We start from the raw sequence: 23,344 nt of genomic DNA, 5'->3' as shown, positions 1-23,344 counted from the left end.
GAAGGAATATTCCGAAAAACCATTCTCATTTGTTCTGAAAGGATGCTTTCGTCTCATCTGCCGCTATTTCACGCCAAATCGTTTTTGCGGCATCCAACGCAGCACTGGTACAATAAAAAGCAAATATATGAAGGGATTGATTCATTATTTGCAGTAGCCAGGACAGACTGAACCTCGATTATACGTCAGAAATGGAAAAAGCGATGCAGCTGTCACACGGAATTGGATACGAGGAATATGGACGCCGGCTGGAAACAAGAATGAAAGTAGAGCGGCAGAGAGAGCTTGATTACGAAAAAAGCAAGCGGATTTCTGCGGGAGCTTATTGAGAAAATCAATCTTTTAAAAAAGGGTGGGAATCCACTCTTTTTCTTTTTCAATCGCTTTAATAAAGTGCTGATCTTTGTTAAACTTGAGGAATGTGCAAGGCACGATAAAAAGTTGTATTTACTTTTCATTTGTTATAAAATTAGAATGAGAATAAAATGAGAATAATGATTATATATTTTTGGAGGTATAGATATGGCTGCTTCAACATTAACGATCAAAGATCTTCACGTTGAAATCGAAGGGAAAGAGATCTTAAAGGGTGTAAACCTTGAAATAAAAGGTGGAGAATTCCACGCAGTAATGGGCCCGAACGGAACTGGTAAATCCACTTTATCAGCTGCTATTATGGGGCATCCTAAATATGAAGTAACAAAAGGCAGCATCACGCTTGACGGCAAAGATGTACTGGAGATGGAAGTGGACGAGCGTGCGCAGGCAGGCTTATTCCTTGCGATGCAGTACCCAAGTGAAATCAGCGGTGTGACAAATGCCGACTTCCTTCGCTCAGCAATCAACGCGCGCAGAGAAGAAGGCGATGAAATTTCTCTTATGAAATTCATCCGCAAAATGGACGAAAACATGGAGTTCCTTGAAATGGACCCTGAAATGGCTCAGCGCTACCTTAACGAAGGATTCTCAGGCGGGGAGAAAAAACGCAACGAAATCCTTCAATTAATGATGATTGAACCGAAAATCGCCATCCTCGATGAAATCGACTCAGGTCTTGATATTGACGCTTTGAAAGTTGTATCAAAAGGGATCAACAAAATGCGCAGCGAAAACTTCGGCTGCCTGATGATCACTCACTATCAGCGCCTGTTAAACTACATCACTCCGGATGTTGTTCACGTTATGATGCAAGGCCGCGTTGTAAAATCCGGCGGTGCAGAGCTTGCACAGCGTCTTGAAGCAGAAGGTTATGACTGGATCAAACAAGAACTTGGCATTGAAGACGAAACTGTTGGCCAAGAAGCGTAAGCGTTAGGGGGATTAATATGACACTAGGTACAAAACTATCCGTAGATCAGGAGTATCTCAAAAGCTTTTCCGAAAAGCACCAAGAACCTGCCTGGCTGAAGAACCTGCGCTTACAGGCTCTTGAACAAGCTGAGGATCTGCCGATGCCAAAACCTGACAAAACAAAAATCACAAACTGGAACTTCACGAATTTCGCGAAGCATACAGTGGATAACGAACCGCTTTCTTCATTAGAAGATTTGACTGATGAAGTAAAAGCGCTGATCGACGTTGAAAACGAAGATAAAACATTATACGTACAGCGTGACCAGACGCCGGCATATCTTTCTCTTTCTCAAGAATTGAAAGACAAAGGCGTCATCTTCACTGATATTCTGACTGCTGCACGCGAGCACAGCGACTTGGTGGAGAAATACTTTATGAAGGACGGCGTGAAGGTTGACGAACATAAGTTAACTGCACTTCACGCGGCTCTTGTTAACGGAGGAGCATTCCTTTATGTTCCGAAAAATGTTCAGGTGGAGACGCCGGTTCAGGCTGTTTATGTCCACGAAAGCAATGATACAGCTCTATTCAACCACGTGCTGATTGTGGCTGAAGACCACAGCTCTGTCACATATGTAGAAAACTACATCAGCACTGTAAACCCGAAAGACGCTGTCTTCAATATTATCAGTGAGGTCATCACAGGTGATAATGCCAGCGTGACATACGGTGCGGTGGATAATCTGTCAAGCGGTGTGACAACTTATGTGAACCGCCGCGGTGCTGCGCGCGGACGCGACAGCAAAATCGAGTGGGCTCTTGGCCTGATGAACGACGGCGACACGATTTCCGAAAATACAACAAACCTTTACGGTGACGGCACATACGGTGATACGAAAACGGTTGTTGTCGGAAGAGGAGAGCAAACAGAAAACTTCACAACACAAATCATCCATTTCGGTAAAGCTTCTGAAGGCTATATCTTGAAGCACGGTGTGATGAAGGATTCCGCTTCTTCTATCTTTAACGGAATCGGCAAAATCGAACATGGCGCTTCTAAAGCGAATGCGGAGCAAGAATCACGCGTGCTGATGCTTAGCGAAAAAGCACGCGGAGACGCAAACCCTATTCTTTTAATTGACGAAGACGATGTAACTGCAGGACATGCGGCATCTGTCGGCCGTGTGGACCCTATTCAGCTTTACTACCTGATGAGCCGCGGGATTCCGAAAGAAGAAGCAGAACGCTTAGTCATTTACGGATTCCTTGCACCGGTAGTAAATGAACTTCCGATTGAAGGCGTTAAGAAACAATTAGTTTCTGTTATCGAAAGGAAAGTGAAGTAATGAATATCACAGATATTCGTGAGCAGTTCCCGATCCTTCATCAGCAAGTGAACGGACATGATCTCGTTTATCTCGACAGCGCGGCGACTTCCCAGAAGCCGCGTGCTGTCATTGAAACACTGGATAAGTATTATAACCAATACAATTCCAATGTTCACCGGGGCGTCCATACACTTGGAACCAGAGCGACAGATGGTTATGAAGGAGCGCGTGAAAAAGTCCGCAAGTTTATTAACGCGAAGTCAATGGCTGAGATTATTTTCACAAAAGGCACGACCACATCACTGAATATGGTGGCGTTAAGCTATGCGCGCGCCAACCTGAAACCTGGTGATGAAGTGGTCATCACCTACATGGAGCATCATGCGAATATCATTCCGTGGCAGCAGGCTGTAAAAGCAACTGGCGCCACATTAAAATATATTCCGCTGCAGGAAGACGGAACGATTTCTTTAGAAGACGTCAGAGAAACGGTCACAAGCAACACAAAAATTGTTGCGGTGTCTCATGTATCTAATGTTCTCGGCACGGTCAACCCGATTAAAGAAATGGCGAAAATCGCTCATGACAATGGGGCTGTCATTGTGGTGGACGGTGCACAAAGCACGCCTCACATGAAAATTGACGTGCAGGATCTCGATTGCGACTTCTTTGCGCTTTCTTCCCATAAAATGTGCGGACCTACCGGTGTTGGTGTGCTGTACGGAAAGAAAGCCCTGCTGGAAAATATGGAGCCTGCCGAATTCGGCGGTGAAATGATCGACTTTGTCGGGCTTTATGAATCAACTTGGAAAGAGCTTCCGTGGAAATTCGAAGCGGGTACTCCGATTATTGCAGGAGCAATCGGCCTCGGTGCCGCCATTGATTTTCTCGAAGAAATCGGTCTTGATGAGATTTCCCGCCATGAGCACAAGCTTGCAGCTTATGCGCTTGAACGCTTCCGCCAGCTTGACGGCGTAACGGTTTACGGGCCGGAAGAGCGTGCCGGGCTTGTCACATTTAACCTTGATGATGTTCATCCGCACGATGTGGCGACTGTGCTTGATGCGGAGGGAATCGCAGTCAGAGCCGGCCACCATTGTGCGCAGCCGCTGATGAAATGGCTGGATGTAACTGCTACTGCAAGAGCAAGCTTTTATCTGTATAATACAGAGGAAGAGATTGATAAGCTTGTGGAAGCTCTTCAAAAGACAAAGGAGTATTTTACAAATGTCTTTTAATGCAAACTTAGATACATTGTACAGACAGGTGATTATGGATCATTACAAAAACCCGCGAAATAAAGGGGTTTTGAATGACAGCATTGTCGTGGATATGAACAATCCGACATGCGGCGACCGCATCAGACTGACAATGAAGCTTGACGGAGACATCGTGGAAGATGCGAAGTTTGAAGGGGAAGGCTGTTCCATTTCAATGGCATCCGCTTCGATGATGACTCAGGCGATTAAAGGGAAAGATATTGAAACTGCCCTTTCCATGTCTAAGATTTTCTCGGATATGATGCAAGGGAAAGAGTATGATGATTCTATAGATCTCGGGGATATTGAAGCCCTTCAAGGCGTTTCAAAATTCCCGGCCCGTATTAAATGTGCAACCCTGTCATGGAAAGCACTTGAAAAAGGAGTCGCGAAAGAAGAAGGCGGCAATTAAAAGGATTGGAGTGAAAATGGATGGCTAAAAAAATGCCTGATATTGGTGAATACAAGTATGGTTTTCACGACAAGGACGTTTCCATTTTCCGTTCAGAGCGCGGATTGACAAAAGAAATCGTAGAAGAAATTTCTCGCATGAAAGAAGAGCCTCAATGGATGCTTGACTTCCGCTTGAAATCACTTGAGCATTTCTACAATATGCCGATGCCTCAATGGGGCGGAGATTTAAACTCACTGAACTTTGACGAAATTACGTACTACGTAAAACCGTCTGAGCGTTCAGAGCGTTCTTGGGATGAAGTTCCTGAAGAAATTAAGCAAACATTCGACAAGCTCGGTATTCCTGAAGCTGAACAAAAATACCTTGCGGGTGTTTCTGCTCAGTACGAATCTGAGGTTGTATACCACAACATGAAAGAAGATCTTGAAGCGCAAGGCATCGTCTTTAAAGACACTGACAGCGCGCTGAAAGAGAATGAAGATATTTTCCGTGAGCACTGGGCAAAAGTAATCCCGCCGACTGATAACAAGTTTGCGGCGCTTAACTCAGCTGTTTGGTCCGGCGGATCTTTCATCTACGTGCCTAAAGGCGTGAAGGTTGAAACACCGCTTCAAGCTTACTTCCGTATCAACTCTGAGAACATGGGTCAGTTCGAACGTACACTGATCATTGTTGACGAAGAAGCAAGTGTTCATTATGTTGAAGGCTGTACTGCGCCTGTTTACACAACAAACTCACTTCACAGTGCGGTCGTTGAGATCATCGTGAAAAAAGGCGGCTACTGCCGTTATACAACGATCCAAAACTGGGCGAACAACGTTTACAACCTTGTAACAAAGCGTACAGTCTGTGAAGAAAACGCAACAATGGAATGGATCGACGGCAACATCGGTTCTAAGCTGACAATGAAATATCCGGCTTGTATCCTAAAAGGCGAAGGCGCGCGCGGTATGACGCTTTCTATTGCTCTTGCGGGTAAAGGCCAGCATCAGGATGCAGGTGCGAAAATGATTCACCTTGCACCAAACACATCATCTACAATCGTATCAAAATCGATTTCAAAACAGGGCGGAAAAGTAACGTACCGCGGAATCGTCCACTTCGGACGCAAAGCGGAAGGCGCCCGCTCTAACATCGAGTGCGATACGCTCATTATGGATAACAAATCAACATCAGACACAATTCCTTACAATGAAATCTTAAATGATAACATTTCATTGGAGCACGAAGCGAAAGTGTCTAAAGTATCTGAAGAGCAGCTCTTCTACTTGATGAGCCGCGGTATTTCTGAAGAAGAAGCAACTGAAATGATCGTAATGGGCTTTATCGAGCCATTCACAAAAGAGCTTCCGATGGAATACGCAGTTGAAATGAACCGTTTGATTAAGTTCGAAATGGAAGGTTCTATCGGTTAATGATGAAAACCCCTTTGTTTATCAAGGGGTTTAGAGATAGTTATCAACTTTAAAATGGCCGGCGTGCCGAATTTGATTGTAGAAGACGAACTTTTGAAGTTCGTCTTCTTTTATTTTTCAGAGACATATCCACTGTTATTTTGATGGTTTTAATTCCTTATCGATTAGAATATTTCAGACCTGCGCCGGGCAGGTTCAGTTCCTATATCACGCAACCATACAGTTTCTTATACTTGACATGCAACTAATGAGTTGCTTATACTCAATATATGAATTGGAACAAAGACGCTATATTCAAAGCACTCGGCGATTCGACTCGGCGGCTTATATTAGACGAATTATCTGAACGCAACGAGCTGACGTTGTATGAACTTACGATATGTCTTAATACAAAGTACGACCTTTCTATTACGCGACAGGCGATAGCTAAACACCTTTCTGTACTGGAGGATGCAGGACTTGTAACATCAAAACGAAAGGGAAAATATCGAGTACTTATATTCAACAACGAACCGCTTAAAAATTTGCTGAAAGGATGGATAGAGTAATTTTATAAAACCAGTACTGAGTTTCTGACAAATGTTGGTTTGTTTTGCTTGAAGCCGGATTGTTTGCACAGTACCATGCACCATAAATATCAAAGGAGGCAACAACAATATGAAAATCATTGTGACTAGTATATTTGTGCAAGATCAAGACAAGGCACTGAAGTTCTATACAGAAAAACTGGGGTTTGTAAAAAAGGAGGATGTTCCCATGGAGAAATTCAGGTGGATAACGCTTGTTTCTCCAGATGATCAAGACGGAACCGAGCTTTTACTCGAACCGAATGAACATCCTGCCGCCAAGGAGTATCAAAAGAAGATATTCTCCGATGGCCTCCCGGCCACAATGTTTGGCGTTGCAGATATTCAAAAAGAGTACAACCGATTAAAGGAAAAAGGCGTGACGTTTACGATGGAACCGACAAAAATGGGCGAAGTCACAATAGCTGTCTTCGACGATACAAGCGGTAACCTTATTCAAATTGTACAGAAGTAACCGATTCAGTCGCGTCCTTTTTGTATGCAGAAGAAAAACCGCTGGCCACAGGGCCCGCGGTTTTTTACTCTTCTTCTGTCTCCTGATTGATAATTTGCTTTACAGATGATCTGCTGTTATTTTCTCTGTTCATCTCTCGCAATTGAGTATAAGCCATATCGAATTCCTCTTTTGTCATCTGCTTTGCGGCTAATGCAGAGCATAATATAGCAAAAGCAATTGGCATTGTATCAATGTGAATGTCGATATGGACCTCTGAGTTGCCGCTGTTTTTGATAACAGATTCAGTAGTGGGTATCTCTTGAGTATGTCTGTTGAGAGGAATGATGTTTTCGTTCATTAGTCTTCTCCGTCTTGTGACTGCGCCTGTGCCTGATCCTGATCTGTATTCACGCTGACCACGACTTTTGCATTACCGCTGTTTTGGACTTTTGCGACTGCCGCATCGCGTCTGTTTTCTTCATTTTCATGACGATTTTCGCTCATGGTATCATCCTTTCTCTATTGATAGTGACAGGATATTCGATAGGAGAGTAAAGAGATTGGACGAACTTCGCGGTTTTTCCACATTAGGGCAAAAGGTCGAAGGAAAGCATTCTATTTGGTAAAATGAATAGACATTATAATAGAAAAGGTGTTTGCATATGAAATCGTACATCATCGTCGGCGCAGGGATTCTGGGCGCGTCGACGGCTTATCATCTCGCAAAATCAGGCGCTCGCGTTACTGTCATTGATCGGAAAGAGCCGGGACAAGCGACTGATGCGGCGGCGGGGATCGTCTGTCCATGGCTCTCGCAACGCCGTAATCAGGATTGGTACCAGCTTGCTAAGGGGGGAGCCCGGTACTATAAGGATTTAATCCATCAATTGGAAAAAGACGGTGAATCGGATACAGGATACAAACGTGTCGGTGCCATCAGCATTCATACTGACGCGTCTAAACTCGATAAAATGGAGGAAAGAGCGTATAAGAGACGGGAGGATGCGCCGGAAATCGGCGACATTACCCGCTTGTCTGCAAGTGAAACGAAAAAGCTGTTTCCGATTTTAGCTGACGGCTATGAATCGGTTCATATCAGCGGTGCCGCCCGTGTGAACGGGAGAGCGCTGTGCCGGTCGCTTTTAAGCGCTGCAGAGAAACACGGCGCAACGGTCATCAAAGGAAATGCGTCTTTGCTTTTTGAAAACGGAACAGTCACCGGCGTGCAAACAGATGCAAAGCAGTTTGCGGCTGACGCGGTGATTGTGACAGCGGGAGCATGGGCCAATGAGATATTGAAGCCTCTTGGCATTCATTTTCAAGTGTCATTTCAAAAAGCGCAGATTATGCATTTTGAAATGACAGATGCAGATACAGGATCGTGGCCGGTTGTAATGCCGCCGAGTGATCAGTACATTCTTTCGTTTGATAACGGCAGAATTGTAGCCGGCGCCACACACGAAAACGATGCCGGCCTTGATGATCTTCGTGTGACAGCCGGAGGCCAGCACGAAGTATTGAGCAAAGCGTTAGCCGTTGCACCGGGTCTTGCTGATGCGGCTGCTGTTGAAACAAGAGTGGGCTTCAGGCCGTTTACACCCGGATTTCTGCCGGTCGTAGGGGCCGTGCCGAATGTTCAAGGCCTGTATGCTGCAAACGGTTTGGGTGCTTCTGGACTGACGATGGGGCCGTTCTTGGGTGCAGAGCTCGCAAAACTCGTTCTCGGAAAGCAGACTGAAATCGACCTTGGCCCGTATGATCCAGCCGGAGCGCTTGCATAATAAATAAAGGCTTAACAAACAAATAGTATAAAGCTGTTCTAGCTTTTCTTTTCTGTATGTGTTAGCATTTATCTTTAATGAAAAAGAGGACGTGAACTGATTTTGATAAAAATTGATATACCCGCACCGAATGTCACCATCACTGAACGACAGCAGTCAGCTAATGATAACGAGCCGAAGATAAAACCGATTCACGGATTCATTGACTTTCACCAGATCCCAAGGGACAAAGGCGGCATTTTTATGTTTTACAACATTCATGACGAGCTGCTGTTTGTCGGTAAAGCCAGAAAGTTAAGACAGAGAATTAAGAAGCATTTCGAAGACACTGTTTCACCGATCAAACATCACAGAGACGAAGTATATAAAATTGAGGTATGTGTAGTTGATGATCCAATGGAAAGAGAGATTTACGAAACATATATCATCAATACACAGCACTCGAAGTACAACATAGACAAGGTATTTTTTAAATAAGACGTCAGTCTGCGGATTGAACAGCGAAGCCAGAGCTTAAGTCAAGTTCTGGCTTTTGATTTGGGCATTTTTTCGCATATAGACCATTTGTCTGTCATTCGAATAAATTATTGAGAAATTTCAGAAAATAATATTGACAATCCTACCCGCGGACTTTAATATAACAATATATAATGTTATATAACGTTATATAATAAAAACGGGGAGTGAAGGATTTGAGTCAGGCCACAGCAAAAGTAAATCGTGAGGTTCAAGCTTTCTTGCAGGATTTGAAAGGGAAAACCATTGATCATGTATTCTTTGTCGCATGCGGAGGGTCTTCTGCCATTATGTATCCGAGTAAGTATGTGTTTGACAGAGAGTCAAAATCAATAAACTCCGACCTCTACAGCGCCAACGAATTTATTCAGCGCAACCCTGTTCAGCTTGGTGAAAAGTCTCTTGTTATTTTGTGCTCGCATTCGGGAAATACCCCGGAGACAGTCAAAGCTGCTGCGTTTGCAAGGGGAAAGGGTGCACTTACGATTGCGACGACGTTTAAACCGGAGTCTCCTTTAGCGCAGGAGGCGCAATATGTTGCCCAGTACGATTGGGGTGATGAGGCGCTTGCGATCAATACAAACTATGGCGTTTTGTATCAAATCGTTTTTGGCACCCTGCAAGTATTAGAAAACAATACGAAATTTGAGCAGGCAATTGAAGGCTTAGATCAATTGCAGGCTGTATATGAAAAAGCCCTTAAGCAGGAAGCTGACAACGCCAAGCAATTTGCAAAAGCCCATGAAAAAGAAAGTATTATTTATACCATGGCAAGCGGTGCAAACTACGGTGTCGCTTACTCCTACAGCATCTGCATTCTCATGGAAATGCAATGGATTCATTTCCACGCCATTCATGCCGGAGAATATTTTCACGGACCGTTTGAAATTATTGATGAATCCGTGCCGTTTATCATCCTGCTCGGTTTAGATGAAACAAGACCTCTTGAAGAGCGGGCGCTTACCTTCTCGAAAAAGTATGGCAAAAAGCTCACTGTGCTTGATGCTGCATCTTACGACTTCACTGCAATTGACGATTCAGTTAAAGGCTATCTTGCTCCGCTCGTTCTCAATCGTGTGCTGAGAAGCTATGCAGACGAGCTGGCAGAGGCGAGAAATCATCCTTTATCCCATAGAAGATACATGTGGAAAGTTGAGTATTGATCTGAAAATGAGGAACCATTATGCATTAGACTATAATGTTATATAACATTATAGTCTAATGTCCAGAGGAGGCCAACCCTTTGAAGAAAATGTTGTTGTTCTTGATCATTGCAGCTGTCAGTATGTTCACCATTGCAGGCTGTTCGAGCCAAAGCAGTTCAGCGGACGGAAAGGTGACATTGAAATTTTTCCACAGATGGCCGAAGGAGCCGGAAAAAAGTTATTTTGAAGAGGTTGTTAAGGAATTTGAAAAAGAACACCCAGATATCGATATTCAAATTGAAGCCGTTTTAAATGACTCCTATAAAGATAAAATTAAGGTCATGCTGGGAACCACCAGCCCTCCTGACATTTACTTCTCTTGGAGCGATGAGTTTGCTTTTAAATTTATCAGAGGCAATAAAGCACTTGATCTCTCGTCCTACTACAAAAATGACACCGATTGGTCATCACAGCTCGTTCAATCGCAAATTACACCATTTACTTATGAAAACAAGCAATATGGCGTGCCGTGGCAAATGGACGCTAAATCATTCTTCTATAATAAAGACATTTTCCAAAAGCTGAATCTTGATCCCCCGAAGACGTGGGATGAATTAATCGATGTGTCAAAAAAGCTGAAAGAACATGGCTACACACCGATCAGCTTTGGAACAAAGGCGACTTGGACAATCTCGCACTATATCGGCACGCTTAATCAGCGGATGGTCGATGAAAAAACACGGGAAAAGGACTATAACGCCAAAACGGGTGAATTTACTGATGAAGGCTACGTAAAAGCACTTGAAAAGCTTCAAGAGCTGATGCCTTACTTTAATAAACATGTAAACTCCGTCGACCACGAATATGTGAGACAGCAATTTAAGAGCGGAAAGTCGGCGATGATATATGCGGAAACAGCGGAACTCAAGCTGGTTGAACCGGTTAATCTCGGGATGTTCCCATTTCCTAAAATCAGCGGGCAGAAAGGATCTTCAGAAGCGTTAACGGGAGCGCCGGAAGGATTCATGATTTCCTCAAGAACAAAACATCCGAAGGAAGCGATGGAATTTTTGCAGTTCTTGACGTCGAAAAAAATGGGCGAAAAGCTCGTGAAAGATGTCGGGAAATACAGTGCAGTGCAAGGTACGGCTACTGAAGAAAATGCAACAGCCATTCAGCGTGAAGCCGTTCAGCATATTGTTGATGCCAAATCAATGGTTCCATGGTTTGATATGGATGTCGATGTTGAAGTCGCAGATGCGTACCTAACAGGCGTCCAGCAAATGCTTGGCGGCGACATGACACCGCAGCAGGTGATGAAAGCCGTTCAAAAGGCAGCAAAGCAGGTGAGGGCGTCAGCTGAATAAATCAAAGAAAAGGTGAAGCTTCGCACCTTTTCTTTTTATAAAGGAGATGAGATACCCTTGGTCAATCAGAATAAAATAATCCCCTATTTGTTTTTGGTCCCCGCTCTCGTTTTTTTACTTTTCGTTTATATCCCGATTTTTGAGAATGTATTCCTCAGCCTGTTTCAGTGGAGCTCATTTTCTCCGGAAAAAGTTTATCGGCTTAAAAAACTATGTTGAATTATTTCATGATCCTGTCTTCTATCAGGCACTTACCAATAATGTGCTTTATGCAGTGATCTCAATTGTATGCCAGGTATTTGGCGGTTTGATTTTGGCGGCGGTGCTTGAGGATAAGCTGGTCAGAAAATGGTCGCCGTTTTTTCGTACCGTTTTCTTTTTGCCGGTTGTCATCTCAATGACGGTGATCGCGCTTTTGTTTGATTTTATTTACAATCCGGAGACAGGGAATTTGCGGACCATTCCAGCCGGGCTGATGCAGTTCAGAGACGCGCTGCAGACAGCGGGAGGAAATGCCTTAAACGTTGCTGTGCTTGCCAAGCGGCTCGGGCATGAGTCTTCCTATATCGGAATCGTCGGCAATGACGAAGCCGCGGCGCATCTGTTGAACGTTCTCAAGCTGGAGCAGGTCAATGCAGATTATATCCGCCAGGCGCATGGAGAAAACGGGATGGCGATTGTCACCCTTGATGAACAGGGGGACCGCATTTTTGTCAGGTCAAATAAAGGCGGCATTCAGTCCCGGCTTCGGCTCGCGTTCCAGGAGAAAGATGTATCTTTTATCAGCGGGCATGATCTGCTGCATACGAGCGTGTACAGCAGGCTTGAGAACGATCTTCCGCAGCTGTGCGGGCTTGTCCCGGTCTCATTTGATTTTTCAACCAATCGGGAGGATGATTATTTGAGGAGGGTCTGTCCTTATGTGACGTATGCGTTTTTTTCAGGAAGCGATTTGAGTGAGTCGGAATGCGGTGAGCTTGCCAAAACAGCTCATGGGTACGGAGCCAAAATGGTTTGTATGACCCGAGGGGGCCAAGGAGCAATCCTGTCTGCGGGTGATCGAGTCTATCATCAGCCGATTGTGGAAACTGATATAATAGATACACTTGGAGCGGGAGATTCTTTTATAGCAGGCTTTTTGACTGCCTTTTGCGTGAAGCAGGATATAACGTACGCTTTGCGCCAGGCCGCCGAAACGGCTGCGAAAACATGCGGTGTGTACGGAGCTTTCGGCTATGGCTATCCTTATCGCTTGGAGGACGGGGGAAGCAGTGAAAAAACGAGAATACTATAAGCAGTGTCTCGTTTTTTATGCCTGTTATGTGTAGGGGCTGTTGATGGTAAAAGTGACACGGTTTGTGTGCATCAAAAACAATGAGCAATAGATTGGCTGGTCGTTTGATGTAAAAGCCGTTTTATCAATTTCAAACAGCGCATCCCCGATATCACAATCCAGGTATTTGCTTTCCTCCTGTTGGGCATATACAACGTTTAATAGCTTCGTATTGTGCGTGGGTACAACTTTGTATTGCTGTTTCAAAATATCATGCATGGAGACGCCGTCAGCAATAAAGGTATCAATGCCGGGAAACAAATCAAGCGGATAATGCGTCACTTCAAAGGTGAGAGGCTGATCATCATTATATAAAATCCGTTTTAATTCAATGACAGGGCTCTCGGGATGGATTTGAAGCTTTTCGGCGATAGGTTTTGTCGCTGGAATGATGTCATGGGACAGCACATGATGCTTCGGTTTTTTGCCGGTGGATTCCATAAATTCCGAGTAGCCGTTTACAGCGATCAGCTCTCGTTTTAATTTAGGGCTTTTAACGAACGTTCCCTTTCCCTGCTGCCTGATCAGATAGCCTTCTTCGACTAAATCGAGAATGGCTTTCCTGACGGTGATGCGGCTGACGTTATACTTGGTGCAAAGCTCGTTTTCGGTAGGCAGCTTGGCGGTTGGGGAATACACGCCCTTTTTGATGTCATCAGTGATGATTTGTTTTAGCTGAATGTATAAAGGTGTAGAACTTCCGTTGTTTAACAAAGGGTAGCCTCCTTTTAACCTATTATTTATATTATAATGTATTATGACGTTATAATACAAATTTACATTTTTTATTTTAGAAATATAGCAAAAATGGGAATCGATTACTCTAAAAATAACAGAAAGACCAAGTTGTTTCCAGTGACGAAATAACGGGTCAAAAGATAGGGGGACTTTTCTGATGGCTTCATTAACATTTGAACACGTCAAAAAATCATATCACTCACAATTAACCGTGAAGGACTTTGATTTAGATGTAAAGGATAAGGAGCTTTTGGTGCTGGTGGGGCCGTCAGGATGCGGAAAATCTACAACGCTGCGGATGGTGGCTGGATTAGAAAGCATTTCTGAAGGAAATCTTCTTATTGATGGGGAGCGGGTCAATGATCTTCCGCCGAAAGAACGTGATATTGCGATGGTATTCCAGAACTATGCGCTTTATCCGCATATGACGGTTTTTGATAATATGGCGTTTGGATTAAAGCTCAGAAAGATGGCGAAACAGGAAATTGCCGAGCGGGTTCATGCGGCAGCCAGAATTTTAGAAATTGAACATTTGCTGAAGAGAAAACCGAAGGCGCTCTCCGGCGGGCAGCGGCAAAGGGTGGCGCTTGGCAGATCGATTGTGAGGGAGCCGAAGGTCTTTTTAATGGACGAGCCGCTTTCTAATCTGGATGCAAAACTAAGAGTGACGATGCGGACAGAAATCAGCAAGCTGCACCAGCGATTAGAGGCAACGATCATTTATGTCACGCATGACCAGACCGAAGCAATGACAATGGGAGATCGGATTGTCGTCATGAATGAAGGGGAAATTCAGCAAGTGGCGAAACCTCATGACATTTATCATTACCCAGCCAATTTGTTTGTCGCAAGCTTCATTGGCTCTCCCGGAATGAACTTTTTGAAAGGCATCATAGAACAGCAGCATGGCGAGCTGTTTTTCACAAATTCTTCGATCCGGCTTCATATTCCTGAAGAAAAAGCAAAGCGGCTTAGACAAAAGGGTTACGCCGGAGAACAGATGATTGCCGGCATCCGGCCGGAGCATATCACACATGTGGCAGGGAATGAACAGCTGTTTGATTCAGTGTGTAAAGCAAAGGTGGAAGTGAATGAAAATCTGGGAGCGGAGCTGATTGTCCATGTCACAAGCGGGGACGAGCGGCTGACGGTTCGCCTGAATGGGAACACGCGAATTGCCGCAGGCGATTCGATTCAGCTGGCAGTGAAAATGGATCACGCCGTCTTTTTCGATGCGGAGACGGAAGAGGCTGTGTATTAGGAAAGGTGCTCCTGAAAAGGCATCTTCAGCTTGAGCAAATTGCAGGAAAGCATCATAAAACAATTTCTAAGTGATCTTACGCTGGCATATCTAGCCCGGTGCTGTCCCGATTCCAAAATCAGCACCGCTAGACAGCCAGCCTGTAAATATCTCTGTTTTTGATTTCTCCTTGAAGAAAACGACATGAAGATCATCATTCGCTTACCCGCCCGGACGTACCCATAAACGGTTAAGAGCATGAAGAGTTTTAAGAGAAGAATTACTTAATAAAGGACGTGGTACAGCGGCCGTCCTTTTCAGCAAATTAATTATCCCGTAATCACAGCTGCCCTGCTGATTTTAAGTCTTTCACTTGCCGTTACATTTATTTTTCGGTTTGGATCTGACACAACTATATTAAACACTTTTTTGATTGTTGCTAACGAGGAACCACCAAATTTGACTACCTTCATATCTACATCTCCTAATATTTTATTATAGCTCTTTTGCTAATAACAATTTATATAAAATGAATGCCACAAGTATTCTGTAATTAACTTGTGGCATTCGTTATTTCAATAAAGTAGTATTATTTATCTCGCAAAAATATAAATTTACCGCATATGTCCTCTATAACCGATGAAAATCCAGGTAAGAAGGACTTAAAGAAGCCCATACAATGATGCGCCTCTCTATATTCTTGATTTTCCATTAATATAATATGTGCCTTTTTTAAATTGTAGTGCGGTATACCAGGAAATAAGTGATGAACAAGATGGTAATTATCATGATGTGGATGCAAGATAAATCTTTCGATAGGATTACCAAGTGTGTTTCTACTTGAATAGAGGGGATGATCAGTTTTTAAACCCGAGTGCTCTGCCATTTCCGCCCAATATCTAATGATTTGAAATGTTGTTAATAATGGTACAAACCAAAATAACAATAACTCTAACCATAGATTAAATACAGCAATAACTACTAAAATAGTTGCCCAAAAACCGAGGCGTGCGATACGTTCGCTCAATGGCTCTTCTTTTGAGAAAAGATTAACTTTTAATGTTCCAAATATATACTTAGGTACATGTAATAATGTTAATGGTTTAATAATATGATTAATTAAGAATGTGCTCATTTTTTTCTGTGGTTTATCTAACCCCATTAACTCATATCGTTTGGTATCTGGGTCTTTCTGAGGGTCCCATAAGAAACGGTGATGTAGTACATGTGACTTACAGTACGTTGTAAAAGAAGTGAATATAGGAAAGGCTATAAAAAAAGCAAGTAACCCATTTATTTAAGTGTTTATTCTTAAATAACATTTTATGACTTGCTTCATGCATGAGATTGTCAAAACCTCTCATTCTACTTCCAATCAAGATAATACTTAATAGGTATATCCAAATATTAGGGGTTTTCATAGATAAATAAATCGAACTGCTTATCACGCCCCAATTAAAGAAGATACATAAGAAGTTATACCAGTTATTTTTCTTGTAAAGTTTGGTTAATTTTTTTCTAGTTTCTTGTGAAAAGATAGAGTTCACTGAAGACATGACTTTTCCTCCGTTATTAATTAGAATAGGGAGCCGAATGGCACCCTATTATTTATATTAATTTGTTACTAAATTTGCTTGATTTAATGCATTTTCTAAATCAGCTTGGATATCTTCAACTTCCTCAATTCCAACTGAAAGTCTAAGCATTCCATCTGTAATTCCACCTTTTTCTCTTTCCTCACGAGGCAATAAATTGTGAGTCATAGAAGCAGGGTGTGTAATGGTGCTTGAATAACCACCAAGACTAACAGCCATCTTATTAAGTTTCACGTTAGATATAAGTGAAAGACCCGAGTTCATTCCACCTTTTACCTCGAAGCAAACCATTCCTCCCCCACCAGTCATTTGACGAGCGGCTATATCATGTTGTTTGTGACTTTTAAGGAATGGATAATATACCTTATTTACCATAGGGTGATTTTCGAGGAATGTAGCTATTTTCAAAGCATTTTCGTTATGTTTTTGAACTCGCAATCCTAAAGTTCTCACACCGCGGCATAAAAGCCATGCTGCAAAAGGATCTAATTTCGGACCATGGAACGAAAATGCTTTTCTCACTTTACTCATTAAGTCTTTGTTTCCTGCACAAACTCCAGCTACAACATCAGAGTGACCGCCAATATACTTCGTTGCCGAGTGTAGTACAATATCGGCTCCGAGCTTTAAAGGTTGTTGATTGTATGGTGTTGCAAAAGTGGAATCCACTACAAAGATTGCGTCACTCTGTTCTTTTGTAATCCTAGACACTTCTTGAATGTCTACAAGAGTGATAGTTGGATTTGCTGGTGTTTCTGCATATACAAGTTTTGTATTTGGGTTAATGGCATTCCTATAGTTTTCAATATCCTCTGAACTAATCATTGTAAGTTCAACAGAATGTTGTTTGCATAATTCCTCGATTAATATTTTCGACTCGGAATAACAATTATGTACAGCAACACAATGGTCTCCTGGTTGCAGTAAAGCATGGAATACCATCGATATTGCTGCTAATCCTGAAGAAGTAGATACGGCATCTTCTGCTCCTTCTAATGCAGCTATAATCGCTTCAAACTCCCTTTCATTTCTACTACCCCATCTTCCGTAAAACTCATCCGCATGTATATCTGCTGCTCTACGTGCACCTTCCTCAGTGTTGGGAAATTCAAATGCTGTAGATTGACATATTGGGGGACTCAAATGACCACTCTTGTTCCATTCTTCTCCAGAGTGAATACAACTAGTTTGAAAACCTCTATTTTTATTTTCCATTAATAACTCTCCCTTACGAATAATAATTTATTTAAACTTCGAAATAATTAGTGGGATACTCGTTACTTAGTTCAAATTGATATATAATTTGAGCATCACATGTATCTTTTAGTAGATTTGCTAAGTCCTTGATCGCATTTTTCCCTTTTTTAGGTGTTGCGTCAATTTCATCTATAAAGAATATAGAGTTTTTTGTATTTTCAGTAATTTTTGTATACTCAGAATCTCTATAGTTCCAATAGGAACACAACACTTTTTCTTCATCCGCATATACAACAGAGTTCTTAGAAAGAGAAATTGGTTCGCTTGCTCCAATTGGTAAGCAAGTTTCACCTTCCTTCGCAAAACGGAGAGTGATTTTATTTTGAATCTTGTCTAGATCATAACCACCAATACATTTTTGATGTAATAGACTCACAGAGTTATAGGAATCTACAACATTATTAATGCCCAGAAAATTAAAGCCTTTTAAATATCTTCGAAGAATACTTTCAAAAGAACAATGGTATTTACTTGGCTTTAGCCCCATTTCTTTGTATATATTTCTCCATTTTTTCACTTCTTCATTTTCAGTTACATCCTGTTGTTTATAGAGTTCATTTAAGCCGGAAATATAAGGTTCAAAAAAATTAGGATTTATACTTTTCACCTTCAAGTTTTTAACGATAATTCCTGTTAAGTGAATGTCCTTGAATTTTTCTAACATTTCTTTTTCGATAGATAATGTGTAAAGTTTACCCATATGAAAGTTAGTTCTCCCTCTTGATTTTGTTTGTAAATGCTCCATGGAACATATGCAATAAAACTTCAATCCTCCCATTCTGATATTTTTTTCGTTATTACTTGTTTTTCTGTGGTGTTTCATGTGTCAGTTTATCAAGATATGACTAAATTTGTAAATAACAATCGAATACAAGTGTTATTCTAAATTCCCTAGTGTTATAAGTAGTGTTATTGCTCTTCCTTGACTGTTTTTAAATCTTTTTATATGATTGAATTTTTTAGTAGAGTTATGCTCTTTAACCCTAGTTTCGCTAATTAGCGGAACATAAGGTTTTGTGAAGAATTGGACGCCAGTATCCTTTATGAAAATTTCCCATTTATAGGATTTTGCTTCTCCCCCTAACTTATCTTGAATTGCAGACTCAGCAAATGGCGCCTAACCTTTTATAAACTTGTGTTCCTCAGGGTAGAAATTTGCCGCCACCCCATATAAAAAGAGTGAACATTTTTAATGTTCACTCAGCTTGTAGAGAAAACGATGTTTTTTCTACAAGATTTTTTGTTTTATCCAGTTTCTTTAAATATTCATCAGTTTCAGATGCAGAAAAAGCGCTCCCACATGCCTAGCCCTGCTTGGCTAGGTATGTGGCAATCTTCTTCATGTTCTGGCATACGGCTGTGAGGATAACTTGTTCACTCACATTTCGTTTTCCCCTCAACCTGCAATAGCGAAGCCCATGCAGCTGTTTTGAATCTGCAAAGCTTCGCTCTATTTTTTCTTTTCTTTTTTTGTAGAGGTTTTTTCCTGAAACAGACAAGCGATTTTGTCTGACCTTTTCTTTATGATCTTCCCATACATGTCGAGTAATCACTTTCTGCCGATTCTTTGATTTTGTACAGTTTTCAAGCAGTGGGCATGAGGAACATATTTCAGGATTTGATTTGTATGACCGGTAGCCTTTTCGGTCAGTTGTTGAGTATGTAAGTGTGTCTATGTGCAATGACACCAAAGATTTGTCGGTCAGATAATCCTTTACAGATCGGAGCCGTTAAATATCCGGAATCAAGAGTGACGGCTTCTACTTGAAAACCAAATAGTGTGATTTCATGATCCAATCGGTCAAGGTAGGGCACAGAATCATGGACATTTCCGGGCGTGACATAAGCATCGGTGATAATGTTGTATTTCATATCCGTTGTGCGGTGATCTAAATAAAAGAAACCCTCCGGTTTGTTTTCACAGTACATATATCCACTTTCAGGATCAGTGGTACTGTGGCGGATCTCTTTTTCAGCTTTCACCTCCTCTTTGGCTGTTAATGGCTTTTTTCCGTGTTCCTCCCGATCCTCTTGAATGGCTTCATTTAAATCCTTGATATAGTTTTGGGTATCCTGCGCAATTGTTTTTCTTGTGTATTTATGCTTGTTGGCATTGGCTTTAAGGTGTGTGGAGTCGGTGAATAGGACTCGTCCGCCCACCATGTCATGATTGATGGCCTGAAGAACGATCTCATCAAAAATGTCTTGGAAGATGGTTGTATCTTTAAAGCGTGTGCGTCTGTTCCAGCTGATGGTGGAGTGGTGTGGAACCGGGTCGTTTATGTTCAATCCGAGAAACCATCTGTACGCCATATTGTAGTAAATTTCTTTTTCAAGCTGTCTTTCTGAACGGATACCATAGAGGTATCCGATAAACATCATTTTAAATAAAATAAGCGGATCAAGTGAGGGGCGGCCTTTGTTTTCACTGTAGTAAGGTTTCACCTTTTCAATGATGAAAGAGAAGTCTATGTGTTTATCAATTTTCCGAAGCAGGTGATCCTCTTCAACGAGTTGGTCAAGCAGAACAAATTCGGCTGTGTTTTGAGAAGAGTTTCTTGTGTGGAACATGAGAAAGACACCGTCCTTTTTAGTCTTTCTTTTATTTTATTGCAGGAGAATGGATATTTTAAGGAAAAATAAAGGCCGTCGAGATTTTCTCGACAGCCTGAGTGAACATTTTTAATATTCGCTCTTTTTTGATAATAGGTTACTAAAATATCTATTTTATAATATTAGCCGACTATTCTCTAGAGGAGTAACTGATAAAAATTCTTTTAAGATTCTACATAATTCTATAATTCCTGTCTCTAAAACATTATCGTTTAGATATGAAAAGCTTAATCTTAAATGATTTGTTTCTGGTTCACCAGAAAAACATACAAAACCTGGTAGGAAAGATAGGTTTTTCTTTTGACATTCTAATAATAACTGTTTGGTATCCCACTTTTCAGGAATAGATATCCAAATATTTAATCCTCCTTTTGGTTCTATCCACTCAACACCTTCAGGCATATGTTTCTTTAACAACTTAATTACTAAATCTCTTCTTATTTTTAATGCAGTTCTTAATTTTTTTATATGATCTTCCATTCTTTTAGATTGAAAGAGTGGATATAAAGCTTTTTGTGTTAATAAAGGACTTCCAAGGTCAGCATTCATTTTTGATGATACCAAACGATTAAAAATAGTCCCATCTGCAGTTAGTAATCCTATTCTACAACCAGGAATTAGTGTTTTACTTAATCCTTTTAGATATATAACATTCCCCTTAGTATCCAAACTTTTAATTGGATTTGGCGGTTTTTCATTGTAATAAATTTCACTCCAAGGATCATCTTCAATAATTATTATTTTAAATTCTTGAGCAATTGTTAACAGTTGTTCTCTTCTATCGTCACTAATAACTATTCCTGTGGGATTGTGGAAATTAGGGATTGTATATATTAATTTAGGATTTTTTGTTTCACATAGTTTAATTAATATGTCTGTTCTTATTCCATTTTTATCTATTGGAACGGGTAAAATTGAGGCTCCTCGCGAACGGAATATGTCTAATGCTGCTGGATAAGTAGGCGCTTCTGCTATAACTACATCTCCTGGACCAATAAATGTCCTTGCTACTAAGTCTATTCCCTGTTGTGTACCGTTTGTAACTAAAATATCCTTTTCGCTAACATTAATTTTTTGTTTCTTTAAAGTTCGTTTCATAGCTATTCTTAAATCTAAGTCTCCCTGAATTGGTCCATATTCTGATAAGATAAGAGGATTTTTTTCTAACATTATATGAATCTCGTTTTCTAGATATCTATTTGGCAAGAGAGAGGGAGCAATAGCTGCTAATGAAAATTGTAAACTATGATCTGACGAATTGTAATGTGTATCAAAATGTGTTCTTGGAAGATAATCTTGTATTGAAAGTTGCCACTTGTATGAACTCCCCGTGTTTCTTGATTTTTCACACTTTATGGAATGCGATTTAACAAAAGTTCCTTTTCCTTGTACTCTTTTGACAAGGTTATTTTGTTCAAGTAGATCATAAGCTTTCACAACTGTAAGAAAACTCACCTCTAAATTTTTGGACATTTCCCTAATTGAAGGCAGACACTCCTCCTCATTTAATATCCCTGACCGTATTCTGTCGGATAGATTTTCGTATATTTGTTGGACAAGGGATATTCTACTATATCTGTTCAATTCAATTTTCAAATTTAATCCCTCCGTAAAACCATCAAGGTGTTATAGTGTTATGTTGACTGTTATTCTAATTATTGGTTTATATTAGGGTCATACCATACAATATAACTTATTTTGAAAATTATAAAAAGGTGGAATTCGTATGTCAGACAGTGCTCTTCAACTTAAACGTTCAGCACAAAGCCAAGAAACTTTTATGGATGGTGTGAAAGCTTGCTTGCCGACTGTGTTTGGTTATCTCAGTATTGGTTTTGCAGCAGGGGTAGTTGCAAAGACAGCTGGTCTAAGTGTTCTAGAAATTGCATTGTTATCCCTATTCCTTTATGCAGGTTCAGGACAATTTGTAACAGCTGGAATGATTTTGGCTGGAAGTGCAATTACTTCCATTCTCTTTTCAATCTTTTTAGTAAATCTACGACATTTGCTATTTAGTGCTTCTTTAGCTCCTTATTGTCGTAAATTTTCCGCTTGGAAAAACTTTGTTATTGGTTCGCAAATTACGGACGAAACATTTGGTGTTGCATCCAATCATCTAGAAAATAGGAAGGAAGCGAGTTTTTCTTGGCTACTCGGATTAAATATAACAGCATATATCAATTGGTTACTTGCTAATGTCCTAGGAGGTATTTTTGGAGGTTTAGTAACAGATACAGAGTCTATAGGGATGGACTTTGCTTTACCTGCGATGTTCGCTGGCCTATTGGTTCTACAGATTTTGAGTAAGACCAATAAAGCTCTCGAAATATCAATAGCTATCTTTACAATTTTTTGTTTGATCGCTGTTAATTATTTAATGCCAGGTATGTGGGCCGTCATGGTGACAACTATTATTGCTTCAACAGTCGGGATGGTGATTAAGAAATGGAATTGAGATTAGATATTTTACTCATTGTTTTAGGTACAGGTATTGTTACATTATTACCTAGAGTAATCCCACTCCTTTTTTTAAGTAAAATAGAGTTGCCTAAATGGTTTTTGAGTTGGCTAAGTTTTGTACCGGTTACTGTTATGACTGCTTTGTTGGGTCAAGAACTTCTTTTTGAAGATGATAATTTTTCACCTCTCTCAAATAGTCATGAGTTATTAGGAATCATACCAACTTTTTTAGTTGTTTTATTAACTAAGAGTTTGCTAGGTGCTGTAGTGGCAGGAATGATAACTATTAGTTTACTAAGATATTTTCTATAATTTAAAATATAAAGGGAAGAACAAAAGCGCAAGCGCCTTGATCAGCGTCGCTTATGACCTCGAGGGGCTAGGCGCTGAAGCTGGATGCTAAGCGTTTATCCACAGTACAAGAATTTTAAGGTAGTAATAACTCCAATAGTTTCCATGTATCGTACGTATTCTCTACGCAACACTTGTAGCTTTTCGCTCCCATGTCTAAAACTTGTCAAATGCATCTCATTCGTTCGTTACACCTATCCAAGTGGTAGGGGCCA

Annotated in this window: 22 protein-coding genes and 5 pseudogenes; 18 read left to right on the top strand and 9 right to left on the bottom strand. The window is 41.1% G+C overall.

Annotated features, from left to right (window positions below; all coding sequences use genetic code 11):
• Window positions 1-191: 191 nt before the first annotated feature.
• The 8 genes from NSQ09_RS01170 to NSQ09_RS01135 all read left to right on the top strand — a co-directional run bounded on the left by NSQ09_RS01170 (window position 192) and on the right by NSQ09_RS01135 (window position 6,751).
• A complete protein-coding gene (locus NSQ09_RS01170) occupies window positions 192-329 on the top strand; it encodes a hypothetical protein (protein ID WP_003228600.1) in 138 nt (45 codons plus the stop codon).
• A 193-nt stretch (window positions 330-522) separates the two neighbouring features.
• On the top strand, window positions 523-1,308 hold the full coding sequence (gene sufC, locus NSQ09_RS01165; RefSeq protein WP_003151872.1) for a Fe-S cluster assembly ATPase SufC: 786 nt from the start codon (window positions 523-525) through the stop codon (window positions 1,306-1,308).
• A gap of 17 nt (window positions 1,309-1,325) precedes the next feature.
• Complete coding sequence (gene sufD, locus NSQ09_RS01160) at window positions 1,326-2,639, top strand: Fe-S cluster assembly protein SufD (protein WP_014480787.1); 1,314 nt, start codon at window positions 1,326-1,328, stop codon at window positions 2,637-2,639.
• The gene (gene sufS / locus NSQ09_RS01155) at window positions 2,639-3,859 is read left to right on the top strand and encodes a cysteine desulfurase SufS (RefSeq protein WP_003228604.1); all 1,221 of its coding nucleotides are present in this window, start codon (window positions 2,639-2,641) and stop codon (window positions 3,857-3,859) included. The genes sufD and sufS overlap by 1 nt, the downstream gene beginning before the upstream one ends.
• A complete protein-coding gene (gene sufU / locus NSQ09_RS01150; protein ID WP_003222809.1) occupies window positions 3,849-4,292 on the top strand; it encodes a Fe-S cluster assembly sulfur transfer protein SufU in 444 nt (147 codons plus the stop codon). Before sufS ends, sufU begins: the two co-directional genes overlap by 11 nt.
• A 20-nt stretch (window positions 4,293-4,312) precedes the next feature.
• Window positions 4,313-5,710 (top strand): Fe-S cluster assembly protein SufB, encoded by a 1,398-nt coding sequence (gene sufB, locus NSQ09_RS01145; RefSeq protein ID WP_003228608.1) that lies wholly within the window; start codon window positions 4,313-4,315, stop codon window positions 5,708-5,710.
• A gap of 269 nt (window positions 5,711-5,979) precedes the next feature.
• The gene (locus NSQ09_RS01140) at window positions 5,980-6,258 is read left to right on the top strand and encodes an ArsR/SmtB family transcription factor (RefSeq protein WP_089172650.1); all 279 of its coding nucleotides are present in this window, start codon (window positions 5,980-5,982) and stop codon (window positions 6,256-6,258) included.
• Between the two features lie 109 nt (window positions 6,259-6,367).
• Entirely contained in the window at window positions 6,368-6,751 is a 384-nt protein-coding gene (locus tag NSQ09_RS01135) for a VOC family protein (protein ID WP_341030428.1), read from the top strand.
• A gap of 64 nt (window positions 6,752-6,815) precedes the next feature.
• On the opposite strand, the gene NSQ09_RS01130 is transcribed toward NSQ09_RS01135, so the two are convergent.
• Both NSQ09_RS01130 and sspG read right to left on the bottom strand, forming a co-directional pair.
• Entirely contained in the window at window positions 6,816-7,091 is a 276-nt protein-coding gene (locus NSQ09_RS01130; protein WP_003243521.1) for a hypothetical protein, read from the bottom strand.
• Window positions 7,091-7,237 (bottom strand): acid-soluble spore protein SspG, encoded by a 147-nt coding sequence (gene sspG, locus NSQ09_RS01125; protein WP_003228613.1) that lies wholly within the window; start codon window positions 7,235-7,237, stop codon window positions 7,091-7,093. Before sspG ends, NSQ09_RS01130 begins: the two co-directional genes overlap by 1 nt.
• 158 nt (window positions 7,238-7,395) lie before the next feature.
• Here sspG and NSQ09_RS01120 point away from each other — a divergent pair, with 158 nt between their 5' ends.
• The 6 genes and pseudogenes from NSQ09_RS01120 to frlD form a co-directional block, all read left to right on the top strand.
• Window positions 7,396-8,514, top strand: coding sequence for an NAD(P)/FAD-dependent oxidoreductase (locus tag NSQ09_RS01120; protein WP_095843923.1), 1,119 nt, complete (start codon window positions 7,396-7,398; stop codon window positions 8,512-8,514).
• Between the two features lie 102 nt (window positions 8,515-8,616).
• Window positions 8,617-8,991, top strand: a complete 375-nt coding sequence (locus NSQ09_RS01115; protein WP_003228617.1) for a nucleotide excision repair endonuclease — start codon at window positions 8,617-8,619, stop codon at window positions 8,989-8,991.
• Between the two features lie 215 nt (window positions 8,992-9,206).
• Entirely contained in the window at window positions 9,207-10,193 is a 987-nt protein-coding gene (frlB, locus tag NSQ09_RS01110) for a fructosamine deglycase FrlB (protein WP_129137892.1), read from the top strand.
• Window positions 10,194-10,273: 80 nt separating this feature from the next.
• Window positions 10,274-11,542, top strand: a complete 1,269-nt coding sequence (locus NSQ09_RS01105; protein WP_095843922.1) for an ABC transporter substrate-binding protein — start codon at window positions 10,274-10,276, stop codon at window positions 11,540-11,542.
• A 57-nt stretch (window positions 11,543-11,599) separates the two neighbouring features.
• Window positions 11,600-12,005, top strand: a pseudogene (locus NSQ09_RS01100) (carbohydrate ABC transporter permease); the annotation flags it as partial.
• A gap of 42 nt (window positions 12,006-12,047) precedes the next feature.
• Window positions 12,048-12,836: pseudogene (gene frlD, locus NSQ09_RS01095) on the top strand (fructosamine kinase FrlD); the annotation flags it as partial.
• Window positions 12,837-12,860: 24 nt separating this feature from the next.
• On the opposite strand, the gene frlR reads toward frlD, so the two are convergent.
• The gene (gene frlR, locus NSQ09_RS01090; protein WP_017696703.1) at window positions 12,861-13,589 is read right to left on the bottom strand and encodes a transcriptional regulator FrlR; all 729 of its coding nucleotides are present in this window, start codon (window positions 13,587-13,589) and stop codon (window positions 12,861-12,863) included.
• A 181-nt stretch (window positions 13,590-13,770) separates the two neighbouring features.
• Between frlR and NSQ09_RS01085 the strand changes: the two genes are divergently transcribed.
• Complete coding sequence (locus tag NSQ09_RS01085) at window positions 13,771-14,874, top strand: ABC transporter ATP-binding protein (RefSeq protein WP_017696704.1); 1,104 nt, start codon at window positions 13,771-13,773, stop codon at window positions 14,872-14,874.
• Window positions 14,875-14,900: 26 nt separating this feature from the next.
• A pseudogene (locus tag NSQ09_RS23055) lies at window positions 14,901-15,107 on the top strand (aldo/keto reductase); the annotation flags it as partial.
• Window positions 15,108-15,182: 75 nt separating this feature from the next.
• Here the strand turns inward: NSQ09_RS23055 and NSQ09_RS01080 are convergent.
• From NSQ09_RS01080 to pdxR, 6 genes and pseudogenes are all read right to left on the bottom strand, one after another.
• Window positions 15,183-15,326, bottom strand: coding sequence for a hypothetical protein (locus NSQ09_RS01080; RefSeq protein WP_017696705.1), 144 nt, complete (start codon window positions 15,324-15,326; stop codon window positions 15,183-15,185).
• A gap of 116 nt (window positions 15,327-15,442) precedes the next feature.
• Window positions 15,443-16,409, bottom strand: a pseudogene (locus tag NSQ09_RS01075) (fatty acid desaturase).
• Between the two features lie 57 nt (window positions 16,410-16,466).
• Window positions 16,467-17,663: a trans-sulfuration enzyme family protein gene (locus NSQ09_RS01070; RefSeq protein ID WP_017696706.1), complete on the bottom strand. Its 1,197-nt coding sequence runs from the start codon at window positions 17,661-17,663 to the stop codon at window positions 16,467-16,469.
• 31 nt (window positions 17,664-17,694) lie between these two features.
• Window positions 17,695-18,405, bottom strand: a complete 711-nt coding sequence (locus tag NSQ09_RS01065) for a B3/B4 domain-containing protein (RefSeq protein ID WP_033880488.1) — start codon at window positions 18,403-18,405, stop codon at window positions 17,695-17,697.
• Window positions 18,406-19,009: 604 nt separating this feature from the next.
• A pseudogene (locus tag NSQ09_RS01060) lies at window positions 19,010-20,276 on the bottom strand (IS1182 family transposase).
• 156 nt (window positions 20,277-20,432) lie between these two features.
• Window positions 20,433-21,914 carry a MocR-like pyridoxine biosynthesis transcription factor PdxR gene (pdxR, locus tag NSQ09_RS01055; RefSeq protein ID WP_095843921.1) on the bottom strand — a complete coding sequence of 494 codons (1,482 nt, stop codon included), beginning with the start codon at window positions 21,912-21,914 and terminating at the stop codon, window positions 20,433-20,435.
• 130 nt (window positions 21,915-22,044) lie between these two features.
• Here pdxR and NSQ09_RS01050 point away from each other — a divergent pair, with 130 nt between their 5' ends.
• Together NSQ09_RS01050 and NSQ09_RS01045 are read left to right on the top strand one after the other, a co-directional pair.
• Window positions 22,045-22,773: an AzlC family ABC transporter permease gene (locus NSQ09_RS01050; RefSeq protein ID WP_016938039.1), complete on the top strand. Its 729-nt coding sequence runs from the start codon at window positions 22,045-22,047 to the stop codon at window positions 22,771-22,773.
• Window positions 22,764-23,090, top strand: a complete 327-nt coding sequence (locus tag NSQ09_RS01045; RefSeq protein WP_016938040.1) for an AzlD domain-containing protein — start codon at window positions 22,764-22,766, stop codon at window positions 23,088-23,090. The genes NSQ09_RS01050 and NSQ09_RS01045 overlap by 10 nt, the downstream gene beginning before the upstream one ends.
• The last annotated feature ends 254 nt before the right edge of the window (window positions 23,091-23,344 follow it).

It is taken from the genome of Bacillus sp. FSL W8-1202, from assembly GCF_038006165.1.
Classification (GTDB): domain Bacteria; phylum Bacillota; class Bacilli; order Bacillales; family Bacillaceae; genus Bacillus; species Bacillus subtilis.
This window is presented reverse-complemented; position numbering and strand designations above follow the sequence as displayed.

Excerpts from the sequence above, each read along its gene's own strand:
- sufB (WP_003228608.1), top strand. The coding sequence starts at position 4,313 with ATGGCTAAAAAAATGCCTGATATTGGTGAATACAAGTATGGTTTTCAC.
- sufC (WP_003151872.1), top strand. The coding sequence starts at position 523 with ATGGCTGCTTCAACATTAACGATCAAAGATCTTCACGTTGAAATCGAA.
- sufS (WP_003228604.1), top strand. The coding sequence starts at position 2,639 with ATGAATATCACAGATATTCGTGAGCAGTTCCCGATCCTTCATCAGCAA.
- NSQ09_RS01170 (WP_003228600.1), top strand. The coding sequence starts at position 192 with ATGGAAAAAGCGATGCAGCTGTCACACGGAATTGGATACGAGGAATAT.
- NSQ09_RS01085 (WP_017696704.1), top strand. The coding sequence starts at position 13,771 with ATGGCTTCATTAACATTTGAACACGTCAAAAAATCATATCACTCACAA.
- sufU (WP_003222809.1), top strand. The coding sequence starts at position 3,849 with ATGTCTTTTAATGCAAACTTAGATACATTGTACAGACAGGTGATTATG.
- NSQ09_RS01050 (WP_016938039.1), top strand. The coding sequence starts at position 22,045 with ATGTCAGACAGTGCTCTTCAACTTAAACGTTCAGCACAAAGCCAAGAA.
- sufD (WP_014480787.1), top strand. The coding sequence starts at position 1,326 with ATGACACTAGGTACAAAACTATCCGTAGATCAGGAGTATCTCAAAAGC.
- NSQ09_RS01065 (WP_033880488.1), bottom strand. The coding sequence starts at position 18,405 with ATGGGTAAACTTTACACATTATCTATCGAAAAAGAAATGTTAGAAAAA.
- NSQ09_RS01120 (WP_095843923.1), top strand. The coding sequence starts at position 7,396 with ATGAAATCGTACATCATCGTCGGCGCAGGGATTCTGGGCGCGTCGACG.
- NSQ09_RS01080 (WP_017696705.1), bottom strand. The coding sequence starts at position 15,326 with ATGAAGGTAGTCAAATTTGGTGGTTCCTCGTTAGCAACAATCAAAAAA.
- NSQ09_RS01130 (WP_003243521.1), bottom strand. The coding sequence starts at position 7,091 with ATGAACGAAAACATCATTCCTCTCAACAGACATACTCAAGAGATACCC.
- sspG (WP_003228613.1), bottom strand. The coding sequence starts at position 7,237 with ATGAGCGAAAATCGTCATGAAAATGAAGAAAACAGACGCGATGCGGCA.
- NSQ09_RS01135 (WP_341030428.1), top strand. The coding sequence starts at position 6,368 with ATGAAAATCATTGTGACTAGTATATTTGTGCAAGATCAAGACAAGGCA.
- NSQ09_RS01140 (WP_089172650.1), top strand. The coding sequence starts at position 5,980 with ATGAATTGGAACAAAGACGCTATATTCAAAGCACTCGGCGATTCGACT.
- NSQ09_RS01070 (WP_017696706.1), bottom strand. The coding sequence starts at position 17,663 with ATGGAAAATAAAAATAGAGGTTTTCAAACTAGTTGTATTCACTCTGGA.
- NSQ09_RS01045 (WP_016938040.1), top strand. The coding sequence starts at position 22,764 with ATGGAATTGAGATTAGATATTTTACTCATTGTTTTAGGTACAGGTATT.